Origin of the sequence: Gloeocapsa sp. DLM2.Bin57 (assembly GCA_007693955.1) — a bacterium.
In the GTDB taxonomy this organism is placed as follows: domain Bacteria; phylum Cyanobacteriota; class Cyanobacteriia; order Cyanobacteriales; family Gloeocapsaceae; genus Gloeocapsa.
Window position 1 is genome coordinate 1 of the sequence record RECR01000103.1, and the last position, 20,368, is coordinate 20,368.

Below are 20,368 nucleotides of genomic sequence, written 5' to 3' on the forward strand. Positions count from 1 at the left end.
GAGAAAAATAAAAGTCGCCTGTTCAGGACGAGGCTTTAACCCATTTTTTTGGTAATTAGCTTAGCTGCAAGAAGCATCACACTTTAATTTTTGTTAAGTGTGAGATGAATTGCAATTTTATGCTGTATAATAAAATAGGTTTAACAAAGCTTAAAAAGCTGGTTAAATCAAAAGTGGGGATGGGCATCGCCTCACTCAAAAACGGTCAATCATCTACATAGGTGAAAGACAAGAAGCCTACTCCATAATCTTTGATTTGGTGTAGGAGTGTGTCACGTAACTAAAATCACAAATAATGACAGTTCGAGTTAGAATAGCACCAAGTCCTACAGGAAATTTACATATAGGTACAGCCAGAACCGCTGTTTTTAATTGGCTATATGCTCGTAATCAAAAAGGTACATTCATTCTGAGGATCGAAGATACAGATACAGAGCGATCGCGAGCTGAATATACAGAGAATATCAAAACAGGGTTAGAATGGTTAGGCTTAAACTGGGATGAAGGACCATATTTTCAAACCCAAAGATTAGATTTATATAGTCAAAGTATCCAAACCCTACTAGAAAAAGGTCTAGCCTACCGTTGTTATTGTACTCCCGAAGAATTAGAAAGTTTACGAGAACAACAAAAAGCCCAAAAACTAGCACCTCGCTACGATAACCGTCATCGGGATTTAAGCCCCGAACAAGAAGCTAAATACGAAGCAGAAGGCAGAAAACCAGTAATTCGCTTTAAAATAGATGACGATCGCCTGATTGAATGGTCAGACCAAATTAGAGGTAAAGTCACCTGGAAAGGTAGCGACTTAGGGGGAGATATGGTCATAGCTAGAGCTAAAGATGGTCAACCCCTCTATAATTTAGCCGTAGTGGTTGATGATATCGATATGCAGATTACCCACGTTATCCGTGGTGAAGATCATATCGCTAATACCGCTAAACAAATCCTCCTCTATGAAGCTTTAGGAGGGACAGTACCTCAATTCGCCCATACACCCCTGATTCTCAATAGCGAAGGACGTAAACTCTCTAAACGGGATGGGGTTACCTCTATCGACGACTTTCGTAACATGGGCTTTTTACCCCAAGCTATGGCTAATTATATGACTTTGTTGGGTTGGACACCACCAGATGGTCAAGAAATCTTTACTCTAGCTGAAGCAGCGACTAAATTTAACCTAGAGAGAGTTAATTCTGCAGGTGCTAAATTCGATTGGGCTAAACTAGATTGGCTTAATAGTCAATATATACACCAATTACCTCCAACAGAATTAGTAGATTTATTAATTCCCTATTGGCAAAATGCGGGTTATCCTCTTGATCCTCAAAGCGATCGCCCCTGGTTAATTGATCTTACCGCCTTGATTGCACCTAGTTTAACTCGTCTGACTGACGCGGTTAGTGAAAGTCGTCTGTTATTTGGAGAAAAACTAGCTCTCAATGAAGAAGCTGCTACTTTTTTAGAGCAAGCAGAAGCGCAGATGGTGATTAATACTATCTCCGAGAGTTTAAAATCAGGAATCACTCTAGATCAAATCCAGGCTAAAGAAATGATCAATAGCATCACCAAAACCCAAAAAGTAAAAAAAGGTTTAGTAATGCGATCTTTACGCGCAGGTTTAATGGGAGAATTACATGGTCCTGATTTAATTCAATCCTGGTTACTACTTCATCACAAGGGTTGGGATAAACTGCGTTTGCAACAAGCAGTGAAAATTTAACTAGATTCAGATCTAGCAGCGACTAAAGCTGTCGCCATAATTGGTGCGGTCACCGCGCGTAAGATACGTTGACCAAGATTAACCCCTTGACAACCTGCGGCGATCGCCGTTTCTATTTCTTGGGGTGTCCATCCTCCCTCTGGACCTGTCATAATTACTATTTCAGGAGATTTTAATTCATCTAAACAGTTAAGTAAGTGAGGGGTATTTACACGAGTAACACATAAATAATTATTTTTTTCAGGTGAAATTACGGTTGTCAGTACCTGCTCAAAGGAGATAGGGTCACTAATATCAGGTACAATAAGACGTTCTGATTGTTCTACAGCTTCAATAGCGATTTTACGCCATCTCGCTACTTTATTACTGCTCGGCTGGTTAATAGTCCGAGTAGTTAAAGTAGGGATAATTTGAGAGACACCTAATTCAGTACAACAGCGGACAATCTCAGCAAAACCATCCCCTTTAACAATAGCACTCACCAAAGTTAAACGGCAAGGTAACTCAGTTAGATGAGTATCTAAGGTTGAAATAATTAATCCTTGATTATCCTTAAGAGTAACTAACCAAGAGTTACCGAGTCCATCCATAGCGATAAAGCGATCGCCCCGATTTAAGCGAACTACTCTTTCTAAGTAGTGTAATTGTTCGTTTTTTAAGTAAATTTGCTCATTATTAACCTGTTCAGATTCTATTACTATTCGATAGAGCATATAGTTTCAGAAATTAATCAAGATTGCTGTTGAGTTTAAGGTTAATTTTGGGAACTCTAATAACAGAGAGAGTAATTCTTTCCCAATTAGATTAATCTATTAGCGAATCTATTATGGTCACTACTTTAACATCTCCCCCTAGTCAATTTAAAGAAAATTATTTCATCCCTACAGAGGATTTGATTGATTTAGATGTAAACACGAATCAAGATAAACAATCTACAAAGACTCATAGTAGCGATTTAGTAAGATTATATCTTCAAGATATTGGTAAAGTACCTTTACTGAGCAAAGCAGATGAAGTCTGCTTAGCCCAAAAAATACAACGTTATCTAAACTTGTTAGAAATCAGACATCAAGCTTTAGAAGACGCTTTAATTCAAGAATACACTAGATTAATCTCTATCCATGATTATTTAACAGCTAAATTTGGTCATCGTCCTTCTTTAAAGACTTGGAGTACATTTGTTAACCTAGAAAGCAGTGAACTTAGACAAATTCTCAGTCAAGGAAAATCCCGTTGGGCGCAAATCGCTAATATTTCCACTTCTGAACTAGAAGCAATACAAAAAACAGGACTAGAAGCTAAAGAAAAGATGATCGCAGCTAATTTGCGTTTAGTGGTTTCTGTAGCTAAAAAATATCAAAATCGGGGTTTAGAATTACTCGATTTAATTCAAGAAGGAAGTCTAGGTTTAGAAAAAGCCGTAGATAAATTTGACCCCACCAAAGGTTATCGTTTTAGCACTTATGCTTATTGGTGGATACGTCAAGGAATTACTAGAGCGATCGCTACTCAAAGTCACACTATTCGTATTCCCGTACATATCACCGAAAAACTTAATAAAATCAAAAAAGCACAACGCAAAATCTCACAACAACAAGGTTATACCCCAACTATTGAAGATATTGCCGGAGAATTAGGAATCTCTGCTCAACAAGTCAGAGAGATTCTCGCTCGTGTACCTCGATCTGTATCCCTAGAGATTAAAGTCGGTAAAGACAAAGATACTGAACTCGGAGACTTAATCGAAACCAGTCAATCTTCACCCGAGGAAGTCTTAGTGCAAGAATCACTACAGGAAGATCTTGAAAAATTATTAGCTAATTTAACGAACAAAGAGAGAGAAGTAATCTCTCTCCGTTACGGGTTAAAAGAGGGTAAATGTTATTCCCTAGCTGATATTGGGCGTACCCTAGCTTTATCTCGCGAAAGAGTCAGACAAATTGAAGCTAAAGCAATGCAAAAACTCAGACAACCCAAACGTCGCCATTCCATTAGACATTACCTAGATTAATTCATCCCTGGAGTAGTAGGTAAATCTGGCTCTGTAGGTAGAGTAGGTAAATCTGGCTCTGTAGGTAGAGTCGGTAAATCTGGCTCTGTGGGTAGAGTTGGTGAATTAGGATCTGTAGGAGTAGTAGTGGTTGGTATCGTAGTTGTACCTGGTTGTGTAGGTAGAGTTGGCTCTGTTGGTAAAGTAGGATCTGTAGGAGTAGTTGGCATACCAGGTGTATCATTGGTAGGATTAGCATCTGGTAATTGAGAAACTCCTTGAGAATCAGTTGCTGAGTTAGTTGTACTCAAATAGATATGACCTAAGACTTTACCTTCATAAGTTCTTCTGGTAAAACGCCAACCCGGATAGAGATGTATTTTGAGGAAACCTTGAGACATCCCCTTGGTTGAACCAATCAATAATTCAGGGGCCGAGCGATCGCTTCTGGAAACTCCTACTAAGACTAATTCTCCATCCCGTGGAACGACGTTGAGCATATAATCCATACCCAAATCTTGACCATTAACACGAATAGAGTAACCGTTGCTATCGGTGCTACGTTGACAAATGCCTGTAAAATCGAAGTTAAGTAATAATGGTTCAACTACTACTGTACCAGAACTGCTCTCTAATTCTTGCCAACAATCTTGTTTATCGGCGATTTGTTCGATGATCAGTAAATCGTGTTGATTACCACCAAAAGGACGAGCGATCGCTGTTACTTTTTCTTGGTCAATTTCTGTTTCTGTGAAGGTACTAGCGTCAACGCTATTGAATCCCAAAACACTAACAAAGGTTGTCGCTGCTATCGCAGAGACTTGAATCAATTTATTTAGTTTCATATCCAATCACACCAACGGGATTATTCTAGAGTTCAGTATAACATTAGTCAGATTTCATCGTGAGGCTAATTCTTCTGAGTTCTAAATTTACTTCTAACACCCTGACTTTGACTATTTGTCCTACTTTTACCACTTCGTGGGTATCTCTAACAAAGCGATCGGCTAATTGGGAAATATGGACTAAACCATCTTGGTGTACCCCAATATCTACAAAAGCACCAAAGTTAACGACATTTGTTACAATTCCTTCTAATTCCATCCCTATCTCTAAATCTTCTAATTCTTCTACTCCTGATTTAAAATTAACCCCTTGAAATTGTGAACGTGGATCTCTTCTAGGTTTAACTAATTCTGTACATATATCTTTTAAAGTTAGTAATCCTATTGCTGGTGTCACAAATTGTTGTAAATCTAATGCTTGTAATTGTGAACTATAGTGACTTATTTCTAATAAAGGTATATTCAAGCTTTTGAGGATGTTTTCTACTAGAGAATAACTTTCTGGATGTACAGACGTATTGTCTAGAGGATTTTCTCCATTATGAATGCGTAAAAATCCTGCTGCTTGTTCAAAAGCTTTGTTGCCTAATTTGGTAACTTTTAGTAATTGTTTACGATTAACAAAAGCGCCATTATCATCTCTATATTTAACTATATTGTTGGCTAAAGTTGGGGTAATTCCTGATATATAACTCAATAATTCTCTAGAAGCGGTATTAAGATCTACTCCCACATAATTAACACAACTTTCTACTGTTTCTACTAATTTTTTCTTAAGTAATTTTTGGTCAACGTCGTGTTGATATTGTCCTACTCCTATTGATTTGGGGTCAATTTTGACTAATTCGGCGAGAGGATCTTGTAAACGTCTCCCGATACTAATTGCACCGCGAATAGTTACGTCTAAATCGGGAAATTCTGCTCTAGCTAAATCACTTGCTGAATAGACAGATGCTCCCGCTTCATTTACGATCACAATTTGCGGTTTATTTACTAATTCTGATACAGTTTCTCTGATAAATTTCTCTGTTTCTCTAGATGCTGTACCATTACCAATAGCTATTAATTCTACCTGATATTTATTTAATATCTCTCTAATTTGTTTACTCGCTTCTTCTTGTTTGCTTGCTCCTGAATGAGGATAAATTACTTGATAAGCACAAAATTTACCAGTTTCTGTCAACACTACTACTTTACACCCTGTGCGTAAGCCTGGATCTATGGCTAAGGTTGGTTTCATTCCCGCGGGTGGAGCTAATAATAATTCTCGTAAATTGCTAGCAAAAGTTTCAATTGAGGCTAAATCTGCCCAGTTTTTTAATTCTGTTCTTATTTCTCTGATTAAAGATGGCTCTATTAATCTTTTAAAGCTATCGATAATTATTTTCTGATAAAATTCTCTTACTTCACTCTGTTTAGTTTTAATTTCCCGAGAGTATAACTCGGTTATGACTAAGTCTTTATCATATTCTAATTGAAGGCTTAAAATTCCCTCCTTTTCACCACGAAATATGGCTAAAACTTGATGGGGAGAAACTTTAGTTATACTTATCCCGAAGTCACGATACATTTCATATTTGGTGCTTCCTTCGGGATATTCTGCTTTAATTGTGGTTTTTAATTGTGCTTTTCCTGAGAGATAATCTCTTAAATAACTTCTTAATTGAGATTTTTCGGAGATTTCCTCGGCTATTATATCTCCAACTCCTTGAAGAGCTTCTAGTGCTGTTAAATCTAAGTTATGATTAGTACAGTATTCTGCGGCTAGTTGGGTTAAATTATTGACCTTTTGAGATTTAATTTGTTCTGCTAATGCTGTTAAACCTTTTTCTCTAGCAATGGTTGCTTTAGTTCGACGTTTAGGTTTATAAGGTAGATAGAGATCTTCGAGTGTACTTTTTTGCCAACAATTGTTGATTTGTGTTTCAAGTTCGGAAGTAAGACGATTTTGAGCGGAGATAGACTCTAAGATAACTTGTTGGCGATCGCTTAATTCACTGAGATACTGATATCTATCTGCTATGTTGCGTAATTGGGTTTCGTCTAAATTCCCCGTTTTTTCTTTGCGATAACGAGCGATAAAAGGGATAGTTGCTCCCTCTTGTAATAAATCTAAGGTGTTCTGTACTTGCTGAGTTTGTATAGATAACTCAGTAGCGATAACTTTAACCAGAGGAGACATCTAGATACTATTTAAACCTAACATAGCTTTGAGGGTAAAAAATAAGAAAGCGAAAGCTCCAGCTAAAGTACCAGCTAGGGCGATCGCGGTGACGGGATTTTGTAGAAATGGCTTAAATCTGCTGAAAAATGAGATAAATATCCCCAAAATCAGACTAATTAGATAACGTGGATAACGAAAAACGTTTTCAAAGAATTCCTGCATAGCTAAAATAGAGTTTTGATTTAGTATAACAATGTTATCATGATTTTTTCGACGGCTGATCTATTGACACCTGTTCCTTCTGGCAGTTTAATCATCCCTAATGGGTACTCTCGGAAACTCTCTCTGATTCTTCCCACTTATAACGAGGGAGAAAATATCCAAAAGATCATCAGAGTCTTAAGCAAATTATTAGCTAATCGAGATTATGAATTAATCGTCGTTGATGACGATAGTCCCGATTATACCTGGAAATTAGCTTTAGAGTTATTACCTGAGTACCCCCAGTTAAAAGTAATGCGACGTACTCAAGAAAAAGGACTCTCAACCGCGGTGTTAAGAGGTTGGCAGGTAGCTACAGGAGAATTATTGGGTGTTATTGACGCCGATTTACAACATCCTCCCGAAGTGTTATTACAACTCCTAGAGTTGATAGATTCAGGGGTAGATTTAGCGGTAGCTAGTCGTCACGTTGAAGGAGGTGGAGTGAGTGAGTGGAATCTGTGGAGACGTTTTTTATCTCGGGGTGCGCAGATGTTGGGTTTATTGATTCTTCCGGAAGTAATTACTCGTCTTTGTGATCCTCTGAGTGGTTATTTTATAGTGCGTAGAAAGGCGATCGCTCAAATTCCTCTCTCTCCGATTGGTTATAAGATTTTAATTGAAGTCACTGCTCGTGGTAGGATTAATCAAATAGCCGAATGTGGTTATGTTTTTGAGGAACGTCAAGCAGGAGCGAGTAAGGTTACCTGGAAACAGTATTTAGAGTATCTGCAACATCTATTGAAACTCCGCTTTTCTGTTTAATTTTAGCCTTAGTGCTTGTCAAAGAATCATTTTAATGTTATTATAAATATTCGCAAGGACGCATAGCTCAGTTGGTTAGAGCGCTACGTTGACATCGTAGAGGTCACTGGTTCGAATCCAGTTGTGTCCATAGAAAGTTTAGATCATCTTAGCAATTTTTTCTTTAACTTGATGATGAAGACAAGCAAACAGACTAGCTTGATAGAGGCTAGAATAATTTTCTTGAGTAATAGCATTTAAACATTTAATCAAACGTTTTTTCCACTCCTGTAAATTATTTACTCCCCAAGCTTTAAATAAATCTTGTTCGCCGATTCCTCCTAAATTATGAGAAAGAGTATTTCTCCAGTCTCTAGTATTTATAAATGCTTGAAAATCTTGATTATTTAATAAATTAGGTAAAACAGTTTTTATTAATTCTATTTGTTGCCATCCTTGTAATATGATTTCATTTTTTCCTTGAAAATCTAAGTTGAGATTAGAAAATTCTTGTGAGATAGTTTTTTTAAGCTTAGGATATTGATTGGGTTGATAGTGTGTAATATATTGAGAGTAATTTTCTTTAAGCCACTCTAAGATTAACCCTTCTACAGAGCGAAAACTATGTAACATAGCTTCGGTAGTGTTTTGTTGTTCTATTCTAACTATAGCTGTATAAGCTTGTTCATAAGCCATCCAATATTTAGTTCTCTGTGGTAATGATTGTTTAGCTAAATTATAAAATGATTCAAATCGCCCTTGTTGCCAAAATATACTAGCTTTAATTAAGGTAGGAGTAGAACTCCAGAGTTTAGTATCTTGCTGAAAATAAGGTTTTAAAATCTCCTCAACTGCTGCATAATTATAATTTTCTAGTAACTGTAGGGATTCTTTTCTAACTCTATCCCAAAGATAATTAGTCCCCAAAAAAGGACCAAGATAAGGTGAAGGAATCCCTTGACGATTAGTTTTATGCTGTTGAAATTCATAAAATTCTATTTGTTCACCGTATAAACTTAAGCCTGATATTCTGGCAGCTTCTGATGTTTGACCAACACCACCTTTTAAACAAAGTATAATTTTTTCTTGATTATTTACTTTTATGTGTTCGCGCCAAGTTGTTTGCCACCATTTAAAAATCTGTTCAAAATCAGAGGGATTTTCGTTATTTTCTCCTAAATTTATGATAGTAACTTGGAGATTATTATTAAGCTTTTCTAACCAATATTTAATAATTTTACCAGCAAAAATAGTATCTTTTTTTCTTGGTTCTACTTCTTCATTTTGGTTAGTAACTACCAGATAAACATGACTAAGTTCTTGAGCTTTATCTAATAATAATTTACCGATAATTACGGGTTTAAGTTGGTCGATTAGTAATTCTCTTTCTGACCAGATATACTCAGTTAAAGGACGATAATTGCCATATTCTTCGGGATTTAAACCTAAATCGTCAATAACTTCGAATTGTTCACCAATAATTTGACCATTTTGTAGGCGATCGTCTCCTACGTTATACCATTCTCCTGATTGAATTTGATACATTAGGTCTCTAGTACCAATGGTTGCGATTAAAATAGTCATATTTCCCCTTACTGATTCTAGTTTTTTAAGTCTTCGAGTAGATGAGTAATCGCCCAATCTCTAACCTCTGAATAGATATAGTATTGTTTAGTATTGATAAATTGCTTTTTATAATAATTTTTTAACTTTAACAAAGGATGATTCATGATTATTTGCAGCACTTCTGGAATGCTTTCATAAGCACAACCTGTATTACTTCGTATTTGATTGAGTTCAGAAATACTGTCAATGGCGAAACCTCTTCCTTCGTGTATTAATTGGTTACGTTGATCCATCCAGTAGTCTAAAGTCCTCAAGAGTCCTTTTAAACCTTTTACTTGCTGATCTCTTCTTGGCAATGTTCCTTCAGGTAAAGGGATTAATTCTTGTTCCCAATTATCAAGATCCTGAAGATTTTTGTTTTCTTGGCGATATTTTACCAGCAAACCGATAAATTGTTTTTTTGAGTAGGAATCTAGTATTTTTCTACTGTTTAATTGGTTTATCACATTAAGATTTTGTTGATAAAAGTCTTCTCCTAGATCTTGTTTGAGAAACTCTAACTTTAATTTATCATAATTATTGAGATATTTATTACCTCCGCTAAGTTTAATTAATTCAGTAAGGACAACATCATAAAAAGAAGCTAACACCGTCAAAATATTACCAACTTTGTTTAACTCACAATAAATCATGATTTGTGTGTATAGATTAAAGATGTTGTCATATTTTTCTGGACTAATAAACTCTTGTATTTTTGTGACTTGATTTATATAGGCTTCGGGCAATTGATTTAAGCTTTTTCTTCCTGCTTCTACATCACAATCTAAGAGAGAACGACCAGTATTTAAAACAGAGATAACCGCTTTCACGAGTTCATTACTTTTGCTTACTTTTTCTACATCAATAACCTGGTGACTTTGTAAAAAACTTAAAACCTTTTGCCAACTATCGAGAATATCAATCGCACCATCAAAATCCCAACGCTTTAGTAATTGCTGAACAGTTTGGTATTTTTGTTGACGTAAATATTGCCAATAAGAAGTTAAATTACATTGAGGAGGTTGTCCAGCTATAATTTGTTTAATCGATAAAATGGGGTCAATAAACAGTAATTTTTGTTTGCCTATAGCTACTGATTGTAACTTAAGTGCATTTTGCATTTGCGGTGTGCCACCTTTGGTATTTACTAAAATAACCTCATCTGCTGTGATTGTTGTTTGTAAATCAAGAAAAAAATTGTAATAATAGTTTAGTAAGGCATCTTGATCGATAGGTTGAAAAGATTTGGGAAGTTCAACCTTAATTAATTCAAGGTCTGGTAAGTCTCTGTTTAACCATATTTTTAAAATAGCAAATAAGTAGATTGTATCTTGTTCTTGTTCAGGTTCTTGATTAGTGACAAATAGATAAGCTTTGCGTACATCAAACTCATGATAGGCTTTTTGAATAACTCCCAGAATACGAACAGGAGAGATTAATTCCGATAGGGCTTCTACTTTATCTTCTTGTTGGTAAATCTCAAGAATTCTGTGAGTGAGAATGCGAAAGGAAAGTAATTTTTTGCCGTTTTTTTCTATAATTGAATTGAGTTTAGTTTTAGAGCACAATTCTAAGATATTTTGCTCGCGATTAGACCAAAAAGTTTTTTCTTGATCTGTTAAATCATTATAATCAATACAGCGTTCATTTCTATCAAACCCAATAGGTAGAAAACCTTCTGGTCTTTTAACAGCTAAATCAGATGTTCCGATGTTGGCAATTAGTATAGCCATGGTTTTGATTCTGGCATTAGATGATTCTGTAAATATTTTTTGATTGATCTTTTAACATTCTTAGATATTGTTTTCTAGGATTCTCAGTAGCACCAAAAATAGTGACAATTTGAAATTTTTCTTGATCTACAATCCAGACGGGAGAGGGTTTGACTTGTCCTCTAACTGTTCCACATAATTTGGGGTCATAATTACCACCAACTTTTAACGGGTTACTATGTAATACAGAAAGGGCGAAGGGTTTATGATTGGGAGAACTTCCAGTACATAAAAGAATGCGACAATGAGAGTCTATAACTTCATACCATTGATTGGCGGTAGGGGTATTAAAGCTGTTTAATTGTTGTATATCGCAAGTTTGTCCAGTCAATTGTTGTAAACTACTGTAAAAATCTTGAAATTTCCCTTTAAATAAATCTGCGGATCGTCGCGGAGTGTCTGCTAAATACCAGTAATTGTCTTCGAGATAAAATATACAACCGCGATGACGTGGGTTACCACTTCTTGTGTAATAAGGACGTCTCGCACCTTGTCCCACTCCACCTAGGTTCAACATTAACCAGGTCAGATTCTTAAATAGTGTAGTGATGAGGTTGTGTTGATTTTCTGGAGCATTATTAGCGTGAGTAAGTATTAAAGTTCCTGTTTGTTTTCCAACTCGATCTTTAGTTTCGGGGAATACTCTTCCCTCAGTAAGATTAAATTTAACCCAACCGTAACTCTGTGGATCTATAGCACCAAATAAAATAGCTTCCCATTCTTTGACTTTGTTAGGGGTTAATACACCAAGACTGATGACTCTAAACCAATAGCGCAACATAGATTTAAAAGCGGTGGTGCGCACTTCAGCACAAGGTTTAGTTCTAAGTCTATAACTACTACTGGGATCATGCCATTGCCATCTCTCAAATTCTTGATAACCGTGGATGAGTTGACCTTCTAATTCAAATTCTAACTTGAGAATAGAAGCTGTGTTATTTTTTTCTCCTGCTGTGATTAATTGTCCATAACCACTATTTACTTGAGCGCCAATACCATCTTTTAAACCCTCGATTAACCACTGTTTGACTTGTTTAAGGATATTGAGATCTTTACAAGTACTAGCTAAACGAATACCAATTAAAAAAGTGCTTTTTTGTAAAGAGTAAAAGGTATTAGGATTAGGACTATATTTAAGTTGGTTACCTTCCCATTGCCAAATATTATTAGCCATATCCAGGTTTAATCCTCCCGTTTGGGTAGGAATAGGGTAAGCGTCAAGAAAGACTACCTTACCTGCTTGATTAGCTGGATTGGCTGTATCTAGAGAACCAAAATAGGGGGCGATCGCTTTTTCGGCTGCTTCCCAACTGAGATTTTGCGTTTTTATTTTTGCTCGAATTGCTTGATTTCTCGCTATACCTTTAAGAGTAGCCGATGGTATATAGGGCATTCCCAAGGCGTCAAAAGCAGGCAGAAGAATACTTTCTGGACCGCGGTGACCACCTACTCTAATGCGCCAAGGACATTTTACTTGAAAATAGTTACCTTCTCCCGCTATTTTTTTAGTGCGATCGCTTAGTAATTCTAGACGTTGACGATAATCAGCGTTTTTAACCGCTTTTTGCATGATTTCTAGTTTAGTTCCCTCTCTATACTTATCATCGCTATAGGGACGCATCCAGCGTAGATATTCTACAAAACTGGCTGTGTTATCAGGGTTAATTGGTTCGTTTAACCAGGGATTAGGAGAAGATGGAGTGGTCATAGGTAAACTTGAATTAGTTGTTCGTGGTTGGTTATTACTGTTTCTCGGTATTGGTCTATCTCGCATAAACTCTAATCATCTCCTGTAATATCAGCATATATAGCTGTTGCCCAAAAGCCAAATTCTTGAGCGATCGCCAATCCTAATCCTGTCAAACCTAAATACTCATCGCTACTGAGAGTTTTAAGGGTGTCTAAACCTGAATCTTGGGCTAAATTTGGTTTAGAGGTAATTTGTGCTAGACATTGAAAGTATTTTTTGACCACGTCTTTTTTACCATCTTGACTAAGTGCTTTTTCTTCTGCTTTAAGACGCATCATTCCCCAAGTAGCTAAATAGGTATATAGTTCAACTGCTTGGTTTTTTTGTTCTTTGAGGCGGGTGTTATTCTTATTATATTGGTTTCTTAAACCGCTAAGTGCCTCATACACGGGAGTAATGATTGTTCTGGTATCTAATGTAGTCATAATTATCCTAGTTAAGTATTTGTAGAAAACCTCTACCTAAGCTTTCTTGTCCACCGATTTGAATGATGGGGTTATCCTCAATTAAGTTGGCAAAATCTTGTTGAGATTGATTACCTTGCCCATTAGCTTGAAAGGTTGTACCCCAGGTAAAATAGATTAGGGTATCTGGTGGAATAGCTTCTTCATAACGAAAGCCTCCATCAACTGTTTTATTTTGGTCTAGCTTAATTTTGACTTGTCGCCATAAACTCATTTCAATCAAGGTTGCGCAGTGTTGGTCTGGTAGTATTAATACTTTGTTGATACCTGCACCAGATGGTACAAAGTCTTGCCAATTATCCCACTTGGTAAGTTGTTCACTGGGTATAATAGCATCTTTGAGATATACTGAAGTTGTGCCATTGGCAAAATTATTACTAAATTCTCTGGGTAGATTATTTAGTAAGTTTTCTTGTCCTCTACACCATCTTCTCAGTAGAAAAGGAGAAGAAATCCAGATCACACCATGACTAAGAGAAGGAATAGGAAACCAGATAATTAAACCATCTCCAATCCAGATATTACCCTGTTCTAGTTGTTCTGCTTGGGTTAATTCATTACCAAATAATCGAAAACGGGTAGTTTGATCTGGTATTATTGCTCTGAGTTTACCTCTAATGGTACTTGAGGGTATATAGGGTATTTTAGTATGGGATTCTCTAGCTATCCCTACTAAGTTACCTTCTTGGGTTGTGCCACCTGTATGTAGGGGAGAAATGAGATAACAGTATGTGTAATTAAGCATTTTTACTCCTGATAATTGAGCCATAATAGTTCACAGTAGCCGAGTTGACGCCATTTGCTGACTACTGGTGGCGCTGCGGCTGAGTCTTGAAAGAGGGGTTTAGGAGAGTCTAGATAGTATTGACTTCCTGGAGGGGCGGCGAAAACTTGGGGGGCGGGAATACTTCTGTTAGCATTGTCTTTATCCCGAATACGACAAGCGATGGGTATCGCCCTATCTGTAGCGATGCTGATGAGATCATCTTTCCATTCCCAGGGATAAGGGCGACAGATGGCTTGATGGTGACAATAACGTTCAAATACCCCAGGGGTGATTAAATAGGCGATCGCTTTACTGTCTCGTTGTTGATTGGCTTGGGATAGTTGGGTTAATTTCTCCCACTGTTGGTCAAGGTTTTCTTGTCTTTCTAGGATAACTCTATGTGCTTCTCCTCCTAAGCGTAGGGTTAGGGGAACTAGGTTAGAGATACTAGAATGAGTGTTTTGATCAAGGGCGATCGCTAGTTTCCATCCTGTTTTTAAGCGTATGGCGTTTTCGACGAAGTAACCATCACTATCTTTTACTTGTTTAGTATCTGCTTGAATAGTATTATGAGAACGGGTTTCTATTGTCCAGGGTTTGTCTTCTCCAGGGTGTTGTAATTCCCAGTCTGAAGCTGCTATTTTTCCTGTGTCTAGATATTTAGCGACTATATCCCAAGGTAAAAACTGACGGTATTTTTTTTCCTCTTCTTCCTCGTCTTCTGTTTGAGAATTGTAATCTTTAGTTTCGGCTACCAGTGGACAGGTTTGCTGTTTATCCCAGATAATTTGATTAAGATAGTGGTTATCGTACCAAGTTAAGGGAATTAGTGCTTGAGATTTGAGAAAGCCAAAAGGACGTGGTAAGTATAATAAATGGTCTTGATTGGCTGTTTCTCGACAGAAAAAGACGCCTTTGAGTTGAATATCTGATTTATTCGGTAGAATACTCCTTAAAGCTCCTACTATTGTATGTCCATTGGGAGGGAAAATACTACCAGCCCAAGCCCTAGTACCAGGTGAAAAGGGTTTGGCGTCTCGTAGTAAAATCACGTCTAGGGGAGTGATGCTATACCAATACATGGGTTAAACTCCTAGTTTGATTTGACGGTTACGAATGGTAAAAGCGGCTAGTTTTAACCAGTTTTTCACTGCTAGATTTAAGTCTGTTTGGGGTGTGGTTTGCCATAATTGCTGTAAAAAGTTATTGAGTTTTTGGGAGAATTCCTCTTGTTTGTTGGAGGTTAGTTTCTCTCTACGTTCACAAAAAGCTTTTACCCAAGGATGAATCGCACTCTCACAGGGTATGGGATGATCTAACCAGAGGTTGGCTGCTTGTTCAAATAAACTACTTTCTATCTCTGGTATTGCTATGAGTCGTTGCCATTGTTGAAAAACTGCAAATTTGCTGGTAGCTTGGAGAATGTTACCATTACCGTAGATGACTCTGACTTGGACTGCGTCTTTTTTCTGTTTAGATGGGGTAAGATGTTCTTTGGCTTCTTCTTCCGCTAACCAGAGGTTTTCTAGGGCGATCGCTAAGGGAACAGAATGATGTGCGATAATGATGCCAAAGCTGATGGTAGCTTCTCTCCCCATGGTAAACAGAGGTCGATTAGAAAGGTTTTCAGGAAGGTTAGCTGTATCTTGCCAACACCAGTAGTCACCTTGGTTAGTAAATTCTCTATCTTTATCTCCACGGAAACATTGGCGAATATCCCATAACCATCTATCCCATTCCCATAGATTAGTATAAGCTAAAACGTCGTCTCCTCCACCATAAATTAAGCGTCCACTGTATCTATTTTCGGTAAGATAGGGTAGGAGTTGGTTAGAGAAGTCTAATAAAGCCCGAGATAAGGCATTATGGGTAGATGGTCCCATTCTTTTATTGACTTGCAGAAATTCTCTAAATTCGGGAATGGTTTTGTCTAAATCTAAGCCAGTTGCTATATAATTTTGATAGGGTTGCATTTTCTTCCCTTTAAGCCATTCACTCATGCCATCCCCATCCCCTGCGGCTAAAACGTACCAGTCTGTAGGGTTGTTTTGGGGATAATAAGTATTAATTGTGTTTTGTAGCTGGTTTCTGAGTTGGTTTTTGTCGGTAATTTCTTCTTTCATGTCTTCCATTAACCAACCTGAATTCAGTAAGCGAGGATGATATCTGGGTTTTTGGGCGTCTTGATAAGGAATCCCCCATTTTTCGTTAGGTATGTCGATTTGATGACGAAATTGCTCAAAAATCCCGTGACAAGCTTTCTCAAAGTGTTCTTGGGCTTCTTTACCGTTGACTCTGAGATAACCTGCTACTCCTGAAGTTAAGTCGGGATAGGAGGGAATGAGATTAACTGAGTCTAATAATTGGGGTAAAATCTTCTCTAAGACTCGTTTTACTGTTTCGGTAGCGTTGAGTTGTTCGATTCCGTCAAAAACTCCCGCGTGATGTTGCCAATATTTTTTGGTTTCTCCTTCACTAATCCAGTCTGTATCTTTGTTTTGGGGATGAACTACGCAACCTATACCAGAAATGGTGGAACGTGGTCCAAATACCGTAGGAATCTCCCAATTACGAGCGTTTTTAACCGTTGCTAAGGCTATACGGGTTTGGTCAAAGATGGGCGCCCACCATGACCCTACGTTAATACTAAAGTTTTCTTTCTGTTCTTGAGCTGCTTTTTGCAGAAATTCTTTCTCTTCTTGTTGAAATAAGGCTAATTTTGTCCCTTCTATTCCATAAGAAGTATTTTGTTGTTTTATCCACTCTTCTACTCTATTTGGCGAATCGGTTAAATTGTCACTCTGGAATTCTGCTTGTTTACTACCAATGGGAACAGCTGTCCAATAGGTTTGCCATTGGGCGTTTAACCACCCTTTCCAGGTTTTACTTTCTGCTTTAAGCTGAGGTAACCAGTGACGCTTATCTTGTAATTCTTCTAAGGCTAAATCCGCGATTTTGTGCCATTCTTCTAGTAATAGACTTTTAGCGTGCTGCATCGCGCCTGCTACTTTGGCTTCTGGTAAGATTAAGACTATGACGTTGGGAAACCCTGCGGTTAGTAAGGAGCGATCGCTCGGTTTTTTGACCCAATTACCAAATTTTTGATTAATCCAATAATCTATCAGGGGTTGACCGTATAAATTGGGATAAATAAAGCAATCTGGTCCATATTTCCAGGCTAAACCCCAACATACTTTAGCTGAGAGATAGTGTAATATCCATGAACCTGCCCAAAAGTCTTTCATCTTACGACTAGCTTTGATTAATTCTTGTACTGGTGAAAAGGTAAAGCTAGCTAGATAGGGATGAGAGAGGTTTTCTTGATTTGTTGGTTTTTCTAATTCTTCTGTGGTTAAATCATACCCTGCTAAAGCACCAGCTAAAGCCGCAGTCAAACTAGTATGACTCCAGATGCTGCTATCGGGTAATCTGGTTTCTCCTGGCATTAATAATAATGCTGTTTCGTTATTAAATAACTCACAGGTTTTCTCGGGAAGACAGCGCCATAACCACCAAAACAATTGACGAGGATCTTTACTAACATCTTCAGGTATTTGTTGCTGTAAATCTTGTTCTTTTGCTTGTAAAAACTCTAGCCTATTATTAATTAATTGTTGATGAGTGTTATCTTTGAGTTTTAGGTGCTGTTTTGCTCCTGATAAAAGATGAGCTATTTCTAAACCTTGATCGTTATAATCGATCGCTTGAACTAAGGTACTAATTGCACCGCGATCGCTCGCTGAACTGATATAATCTGCTAGTTTGATATGTTTTAACAGATTTTCTTCTAATCCTTCGGGATTATTTTCTACCCAAGGAGACATTACCTCTAATTGTTGCCAAAAGCTATTTTTTCCTCTCCCTGTGTTGTTGTGTAAAGCTTTCAAGGCTGGATCGTGTAATAATCCCCAGATTTTTGCTTGCCAATATCCTGTAGTCAAGGTTGTTAATTCCTTTTTACTACTTGTTTTCACAATTATATTTGACGTATTGTTTTATCCCCATATTTTTAATATTTATTTAATATTTATTTATGTAAACAGATTGTTAATATTTGTAAAATTTTAGCAAAGATTTTTAACTTTCAAATTTAAAATTTACAGTTATAACAGAATAGAAAACAATTAGAAAAGTTAAGAAAAGATTATGTATTTATCTATGCGCGGTGCTTTGATTCGCAATATTGCAGCTGCAGTAGTAAATGGAGCAATTACCCTAGCAATTTTACTGATAGCTCCTTTGGGATTAGCTGCAGTAATTACTAACACGGTATTTATTACTGTGGCTACTTTTTTGGTGTGTACTGGTGGAGATTTAGTGGTTTTTTGGTTGTTAAATACTGCTCCTGAGAGAAGAGATTATCCTAGATTCAGAGATAGATATAGAGATAACTATCCTCCTCAGGGTGGTTTGATGCAACGAAATAGACATGAAGAAGAGGATCAAAAATAGTTATTATGCTCTGTCTTTATGTCTCTCAACATGGTTGTTATCTCTCTCTCCAAAAAGAAACGATCTTAGTTAAACAAAAAGAGAAGATTCTGATGGAAGCACAATTACCTCAATTGGAACAAATCTTAATCTTTGGTAAGTCTCAAGTAACTACTCAGTTGATTCGTAGTTGTTTATCTAGGAATATTCCCATCGTCTATTTGTCACGGATGGGTTATTGTTACGGTAGAATCTTACCGATAGAAAGGGGTTATCGTTATTTAATTCGTTATCAACAACAGTTGACTAGCGCAGAAAGATTGGTAACAGCGAGGGGAATTGTTCAAGGAAAATTAAAAAATAGTCGGGTTATTCTACTCAGACAACAGCGTAAACGAGTTTCGGAAAATCTGGATTTCGCGATCGCTAATTTAGAATATCTGAGTCAGAAAGCTCACCAAGCGGAAACTATAGCTCAATTAATGGGTTATGAGGGAGCGGGAGCTAGTGTTTATTTTTCTGCTCTAGGAGAGAGTTTTAGCAATCCTGAGTTTGTCTTTTTAGGGCGATCGCGACGACCTCCTGGTAATCCAATTAACGCGATGCTGAGTTTTGGTTATCAGGTGTTGTGGAATCATCTGTTAGCTTTGATCGAAATCGAGGGATTAGATCCCTATTGCGCTTGTTTACACCAAGAATCAGAGCGTCACGCTGCTTTAGCATCAGATTTGATCGAGGAATTTAGAGCACCCATAGTTGACTCTTTAGTTTTATGGTTAGTTAATACTAAGTTCATGAATTCTCAAACAGATTTTGAGTACAAAAACGGCGGTTGTTATCTGAATAGTTCTGGACGACAAAAATATCTGCAAACCTTTATCAGACGCATGGAGGAGAAGATCAAAACTCCTAACGACGGTGATCAACCGCGGTGGAGTTTATTAACTCAACAAGTCAAGCTGTACAAGCAATTTGTCTATAAACCTGGTCAAGGTTATCAACCCTATTTGATTCGATGATTATGTTATTTTATGTGGTTGTCTATGATATTCCCTGCGATAAAAGGCGTAAAAAAATCGCTGATTTACTGGAAGGATACGGTAAAAGAGTGCAATATTCGGTTTTTGAATGTGTCCTTTCTCGTCCTAAATATCGCGAGTTGCAAAAGAGACTCAAATACGTCTTTAAATCTGAGGAGGATAATATTCGCTTTTACTCGGTGTCTAGACATACTCTTGACCAAGTAGAAGCGTGGGGTGGTCCTCCTATTACAGAAGCACCTAGTTCAATTGTTGTCTAATTTTGAATTGCGATTAGTTACATTTTTCGCTACAATTTGCGAGGGTCACTTAAATTGGGCTCAAATATCGATTATCTCGTTGTGAACCTCGACATACCTCTGGATAAGGGTTCTAGCGATTTTTTTCTCGAAAAATGCCTGGTTGATGTTTTCGTCAACCGAACCCCTCGCAAATTGCCTCTAGACATTTGATTAAATATGGTGTTTAATAGGGGTAGGTCTCTATTTATTGGAGACCCTAATTGATTGGAAACTCTATATAAAGAAAAAATGACTGCACTTTTTCTTCTGGTCTCTATTTATTGGAGACCCTAATTGATTGGAAACACCGAACATTGAATAAGGGAGTTCTTCTGCTATCATAAATCCCTCCTGTCTCTATTTATTGGAGACCCTAATTGATTGGAAACATTTAACAAGGACATAGACAACCAACTATGGCTATCTGGTCTCTATTTATTGGAGACCCTAATTGATTGGAAACTTGCTGTTTGGGGATATCTTGCCTTTGTTTCTGGTTGTTAAGTCTCTATTTATTGGAGACGCTAATTGA

Annotated in this window: 15 protein-coding genes, 1 tRNA gene, 2 pseudogenes and 1 CRISPR repeat array; of the genes and pseudogenes, 7 read left to right on the forward strand and 11 right to left on the reverse strand. The window is 37.2% G+C overall.

Translation table 11 applies throughout. The annotated features are described in order from the left end of the window. The first annotated feature begins 295 nt into the window (after positions 1–295). Positions 296–1,723: a glutamate--tRNA ligase gene (locus EA365_13630; GenBank protein ID TVQ42969.1), complete on the forward strand. Its 1,428-nt coding sequence runs from the start codon at positions 296–298 to the stop codon at positions 1,721–1,723. Here the strand turns inward: EA365_13630 and EA365_13635 are convergent. Beyond that, the gene (locus EA365_13635) at positions 1,720–2,436 is read right to left on the reverse strand and encodes a 16S rRNA (uracil(1498)-N(3))-methyltransferase (protein ID TVQ42970.1); all 717 of its coding nucleotides are present in this window, start codon (positions 2,434–2,436) and stop codon (positions 1,720–1,722) included. The two genes, EA365_13630 and EA365_13635, sit on opposite strands and share 4 nt — an antisense overlap. A 113-nt stretch (positions 2,437–2,549) precedes the next feature. Between EA365_13635 and sigC the strand changes: the two genes are divergently transcribed. Beyond that, positions 2,550–3,734, forward strand: a complete 1,185-nt coding sequence (gene sigC / locus EA365_13640) for an RNA polymerase sigma factor SigC (protein ID TVQ42971.1) — start codon at positions 2,550–2,552, stop codon at positions 3,732–3,734. A 269-nt stretch (positions 3,735–4,003) separates the two neighbouring features. Here the strand turns inward: sigC and EA365_13645 are convergent. The 3 genes and pseudogenes from EA365_13645 to EA365_13655 all read right to left on the reverse strand — a co-directional run bounded on the left by EA365_13645 (position 4,004) and on the right by EA365_13655 (position 6,944). Then, positions 4,004–4,558, reverse strand: a pseudogene (locus tag EA365_13645) (DUF3747 domain-containing protein). A gap of 43 nt (positions 4,559–4,601) precedes the next feature. Then, complete coding sequence (locus tag EA365_13650) at positions 4,602–6,740, reverse strand: RNA-binding transcriptional accessory protein (GenBank protein TVQ42972.1); 2,139 nt, start codon at positions 6,738–6,740, stop codon at positions 4,602–4,604. Next, complete coding sequence (locus EA365_13655) at positions 6,741–6,944, reverse strand: DUF751 family protein (GenBank protein ID TVQ42973.1); 204 nt, start codon at positions 6,942–6,944, stop codon at positions 6,741–6,743. It abuts the gene before it with no gap. Between the two features lie 39 nt (positions 6,945–6,983). Between EA365_13655 and EA365_13660 the strand changes: the two genes are divergently transcribed. Further along, positions 6,984–7,748, forward strand: coding sequence for a polyprenol monophosphomannose synthase (locus tag EA365_13660; GenBank protein TVQ42974.1), 765 nt, complete (start codon positions 6,984–6,986; stop codon positions 7,746–7,748). Positions 7,749–7,804: 56 nt separating this feature from the next. After that, positions 7,805–7,878, forward strand: a tRNA-Val gene (locus EA365_13665). 8 nt (positions 7,879–7,886) lie between these two features. Here the strand turns inward: EA365_13665 and EA365_13670 are convergent. The 7 genes from EA365_13670 to cas10 are packed head-to-tail and all read right to left on the reverse strand — an operon-like array spanning position 7,887 to position 18,025. Then, a complete protein-coding gene (locus EA365_13670; GenBank protein ID TVQ42975.1) occupies positions 7,887–9,311 on the reverse strand; it encodes a hypothetical protein in 1,425 nt (474 codons plus the stop codon). Between the two features lie 17 nt (positions 9,312–9,328). Beyond that, a complete protein-coding gene (locus tag EA365_13675) occupies positions 9,329–11,065 on the reverse strand; it encodes a hypothetical protein (GenBank protein TVQ42976.1) in 1,737 nt (578 codons plus the stop codon). Between the two features lie 16 nt (positions 11,066–11,081). Then, positions 11,082–12,878: a type III-B CRISPR module RAMP protein Cmr6 gene (locus EA365_13680; GenBank protein ID TVQ42977.1), complete on the reverse strand. Its 1,797-nt coding sequence runs from the start codon at positions 12,876–12,878 to the stop codon at positions 11,082–11,084. A 5-nt stretch (positions 12,879–12,883) separates the two neighbouring features. Continuing rightward, positions 12,884–13,279, reverse strand: a complete 396-nt coding sequence (locus EA365_13685) for a hypothetical protein (protein ID TVQ42978.1) — start codon at positions 13,277–13,279, stop codon at positions 12,884–12,886. Between the two features lie 7 nt (positions 13,280–13,286). Next, entirely contained in the window at positions 13,287–14,063 is a 777-nt protein-coding gene (cmr4, locus tag EA365_13690) for a type III-B CRISPR module RAMP protein Cmr4 (GenBank protein TVQ42982.1), read from the reverse strand. 2 nt (positions 14,064–14,065) lie between these two features. Beyond that, complete coding sequence (locus tag EA365_13695) at positions 14,066–15,166, reverse strand: CRISPR-associated protein Cmr3 (GenBank protein TVQ42979.1); 1,101 nt, start codon at positions 15,164–15,166, stop codon at positions 14,066–14,068. A gap of 3 nt (positions 15,167–15,169) precedes the next feature. Further along, on the reverse strand, positions 15,170–18,025 hold the full coding sequence (gene cas10 / locus EA365_13700) for a type III-B CRISPR-associated protein Cas10/Cmr2 (protein TVQ42980.1): 2,856 nt from the start codon (positions 18,023–18,025) through the stop codon (positions 15,170–15,172). A 205-nt stretch (positions 18,026–18,230) separates the two neighbouring features. Between cas10 and EA365_13705 the strand changes: the two are divergent. From EA365_13705 to cas2, 3 genes and pseudogenes are all read left to right on the forward strand, one after another. Then, positions 18,231–18,416 (forward strand): annotated as a pseudogene (locus EA365_13705) (hypothetical protein). Between the two features lie 125 nt (positions 18,417–18,541). Further along, positions 18,542–19,534, forward strand: a complete 993-nt coding sequence (gene cas1, locus EA365_13710) for a CRISPR-associated endonuclease Cas1 (protein ID TVQ42981.1) — start codon at positions 18,542–18,544, stop codon at positions 19,532–19,534. Positions 19,535–19,536: 2 nt separating this feature from the next. Further along, positions 19,537–19,815 carry a CRISPR-associated endonuclease Cas2 gene (gene cas2, locus EA365_13715; GenBank protein TVQ42983.1) on the forward strand — a complete coding sequence of 93 codons (279 nt, stop codon included), beginning with the start codon at positions 19,537–19,539 and terminating at the stop codon, positions 19,813–19,815. Positions 19,816–20,033: 218 nt separating this feature from the next. Continuing rightward, positions 20,034–20,367: a CRISPR direct-repeat array (repeat unit 27 nt; unit sequence GTCTCTATTTATTGGAGACCCTAATTG). The last annotated feature ends 1 nt before the right edge of the window (position 20,368 follow it).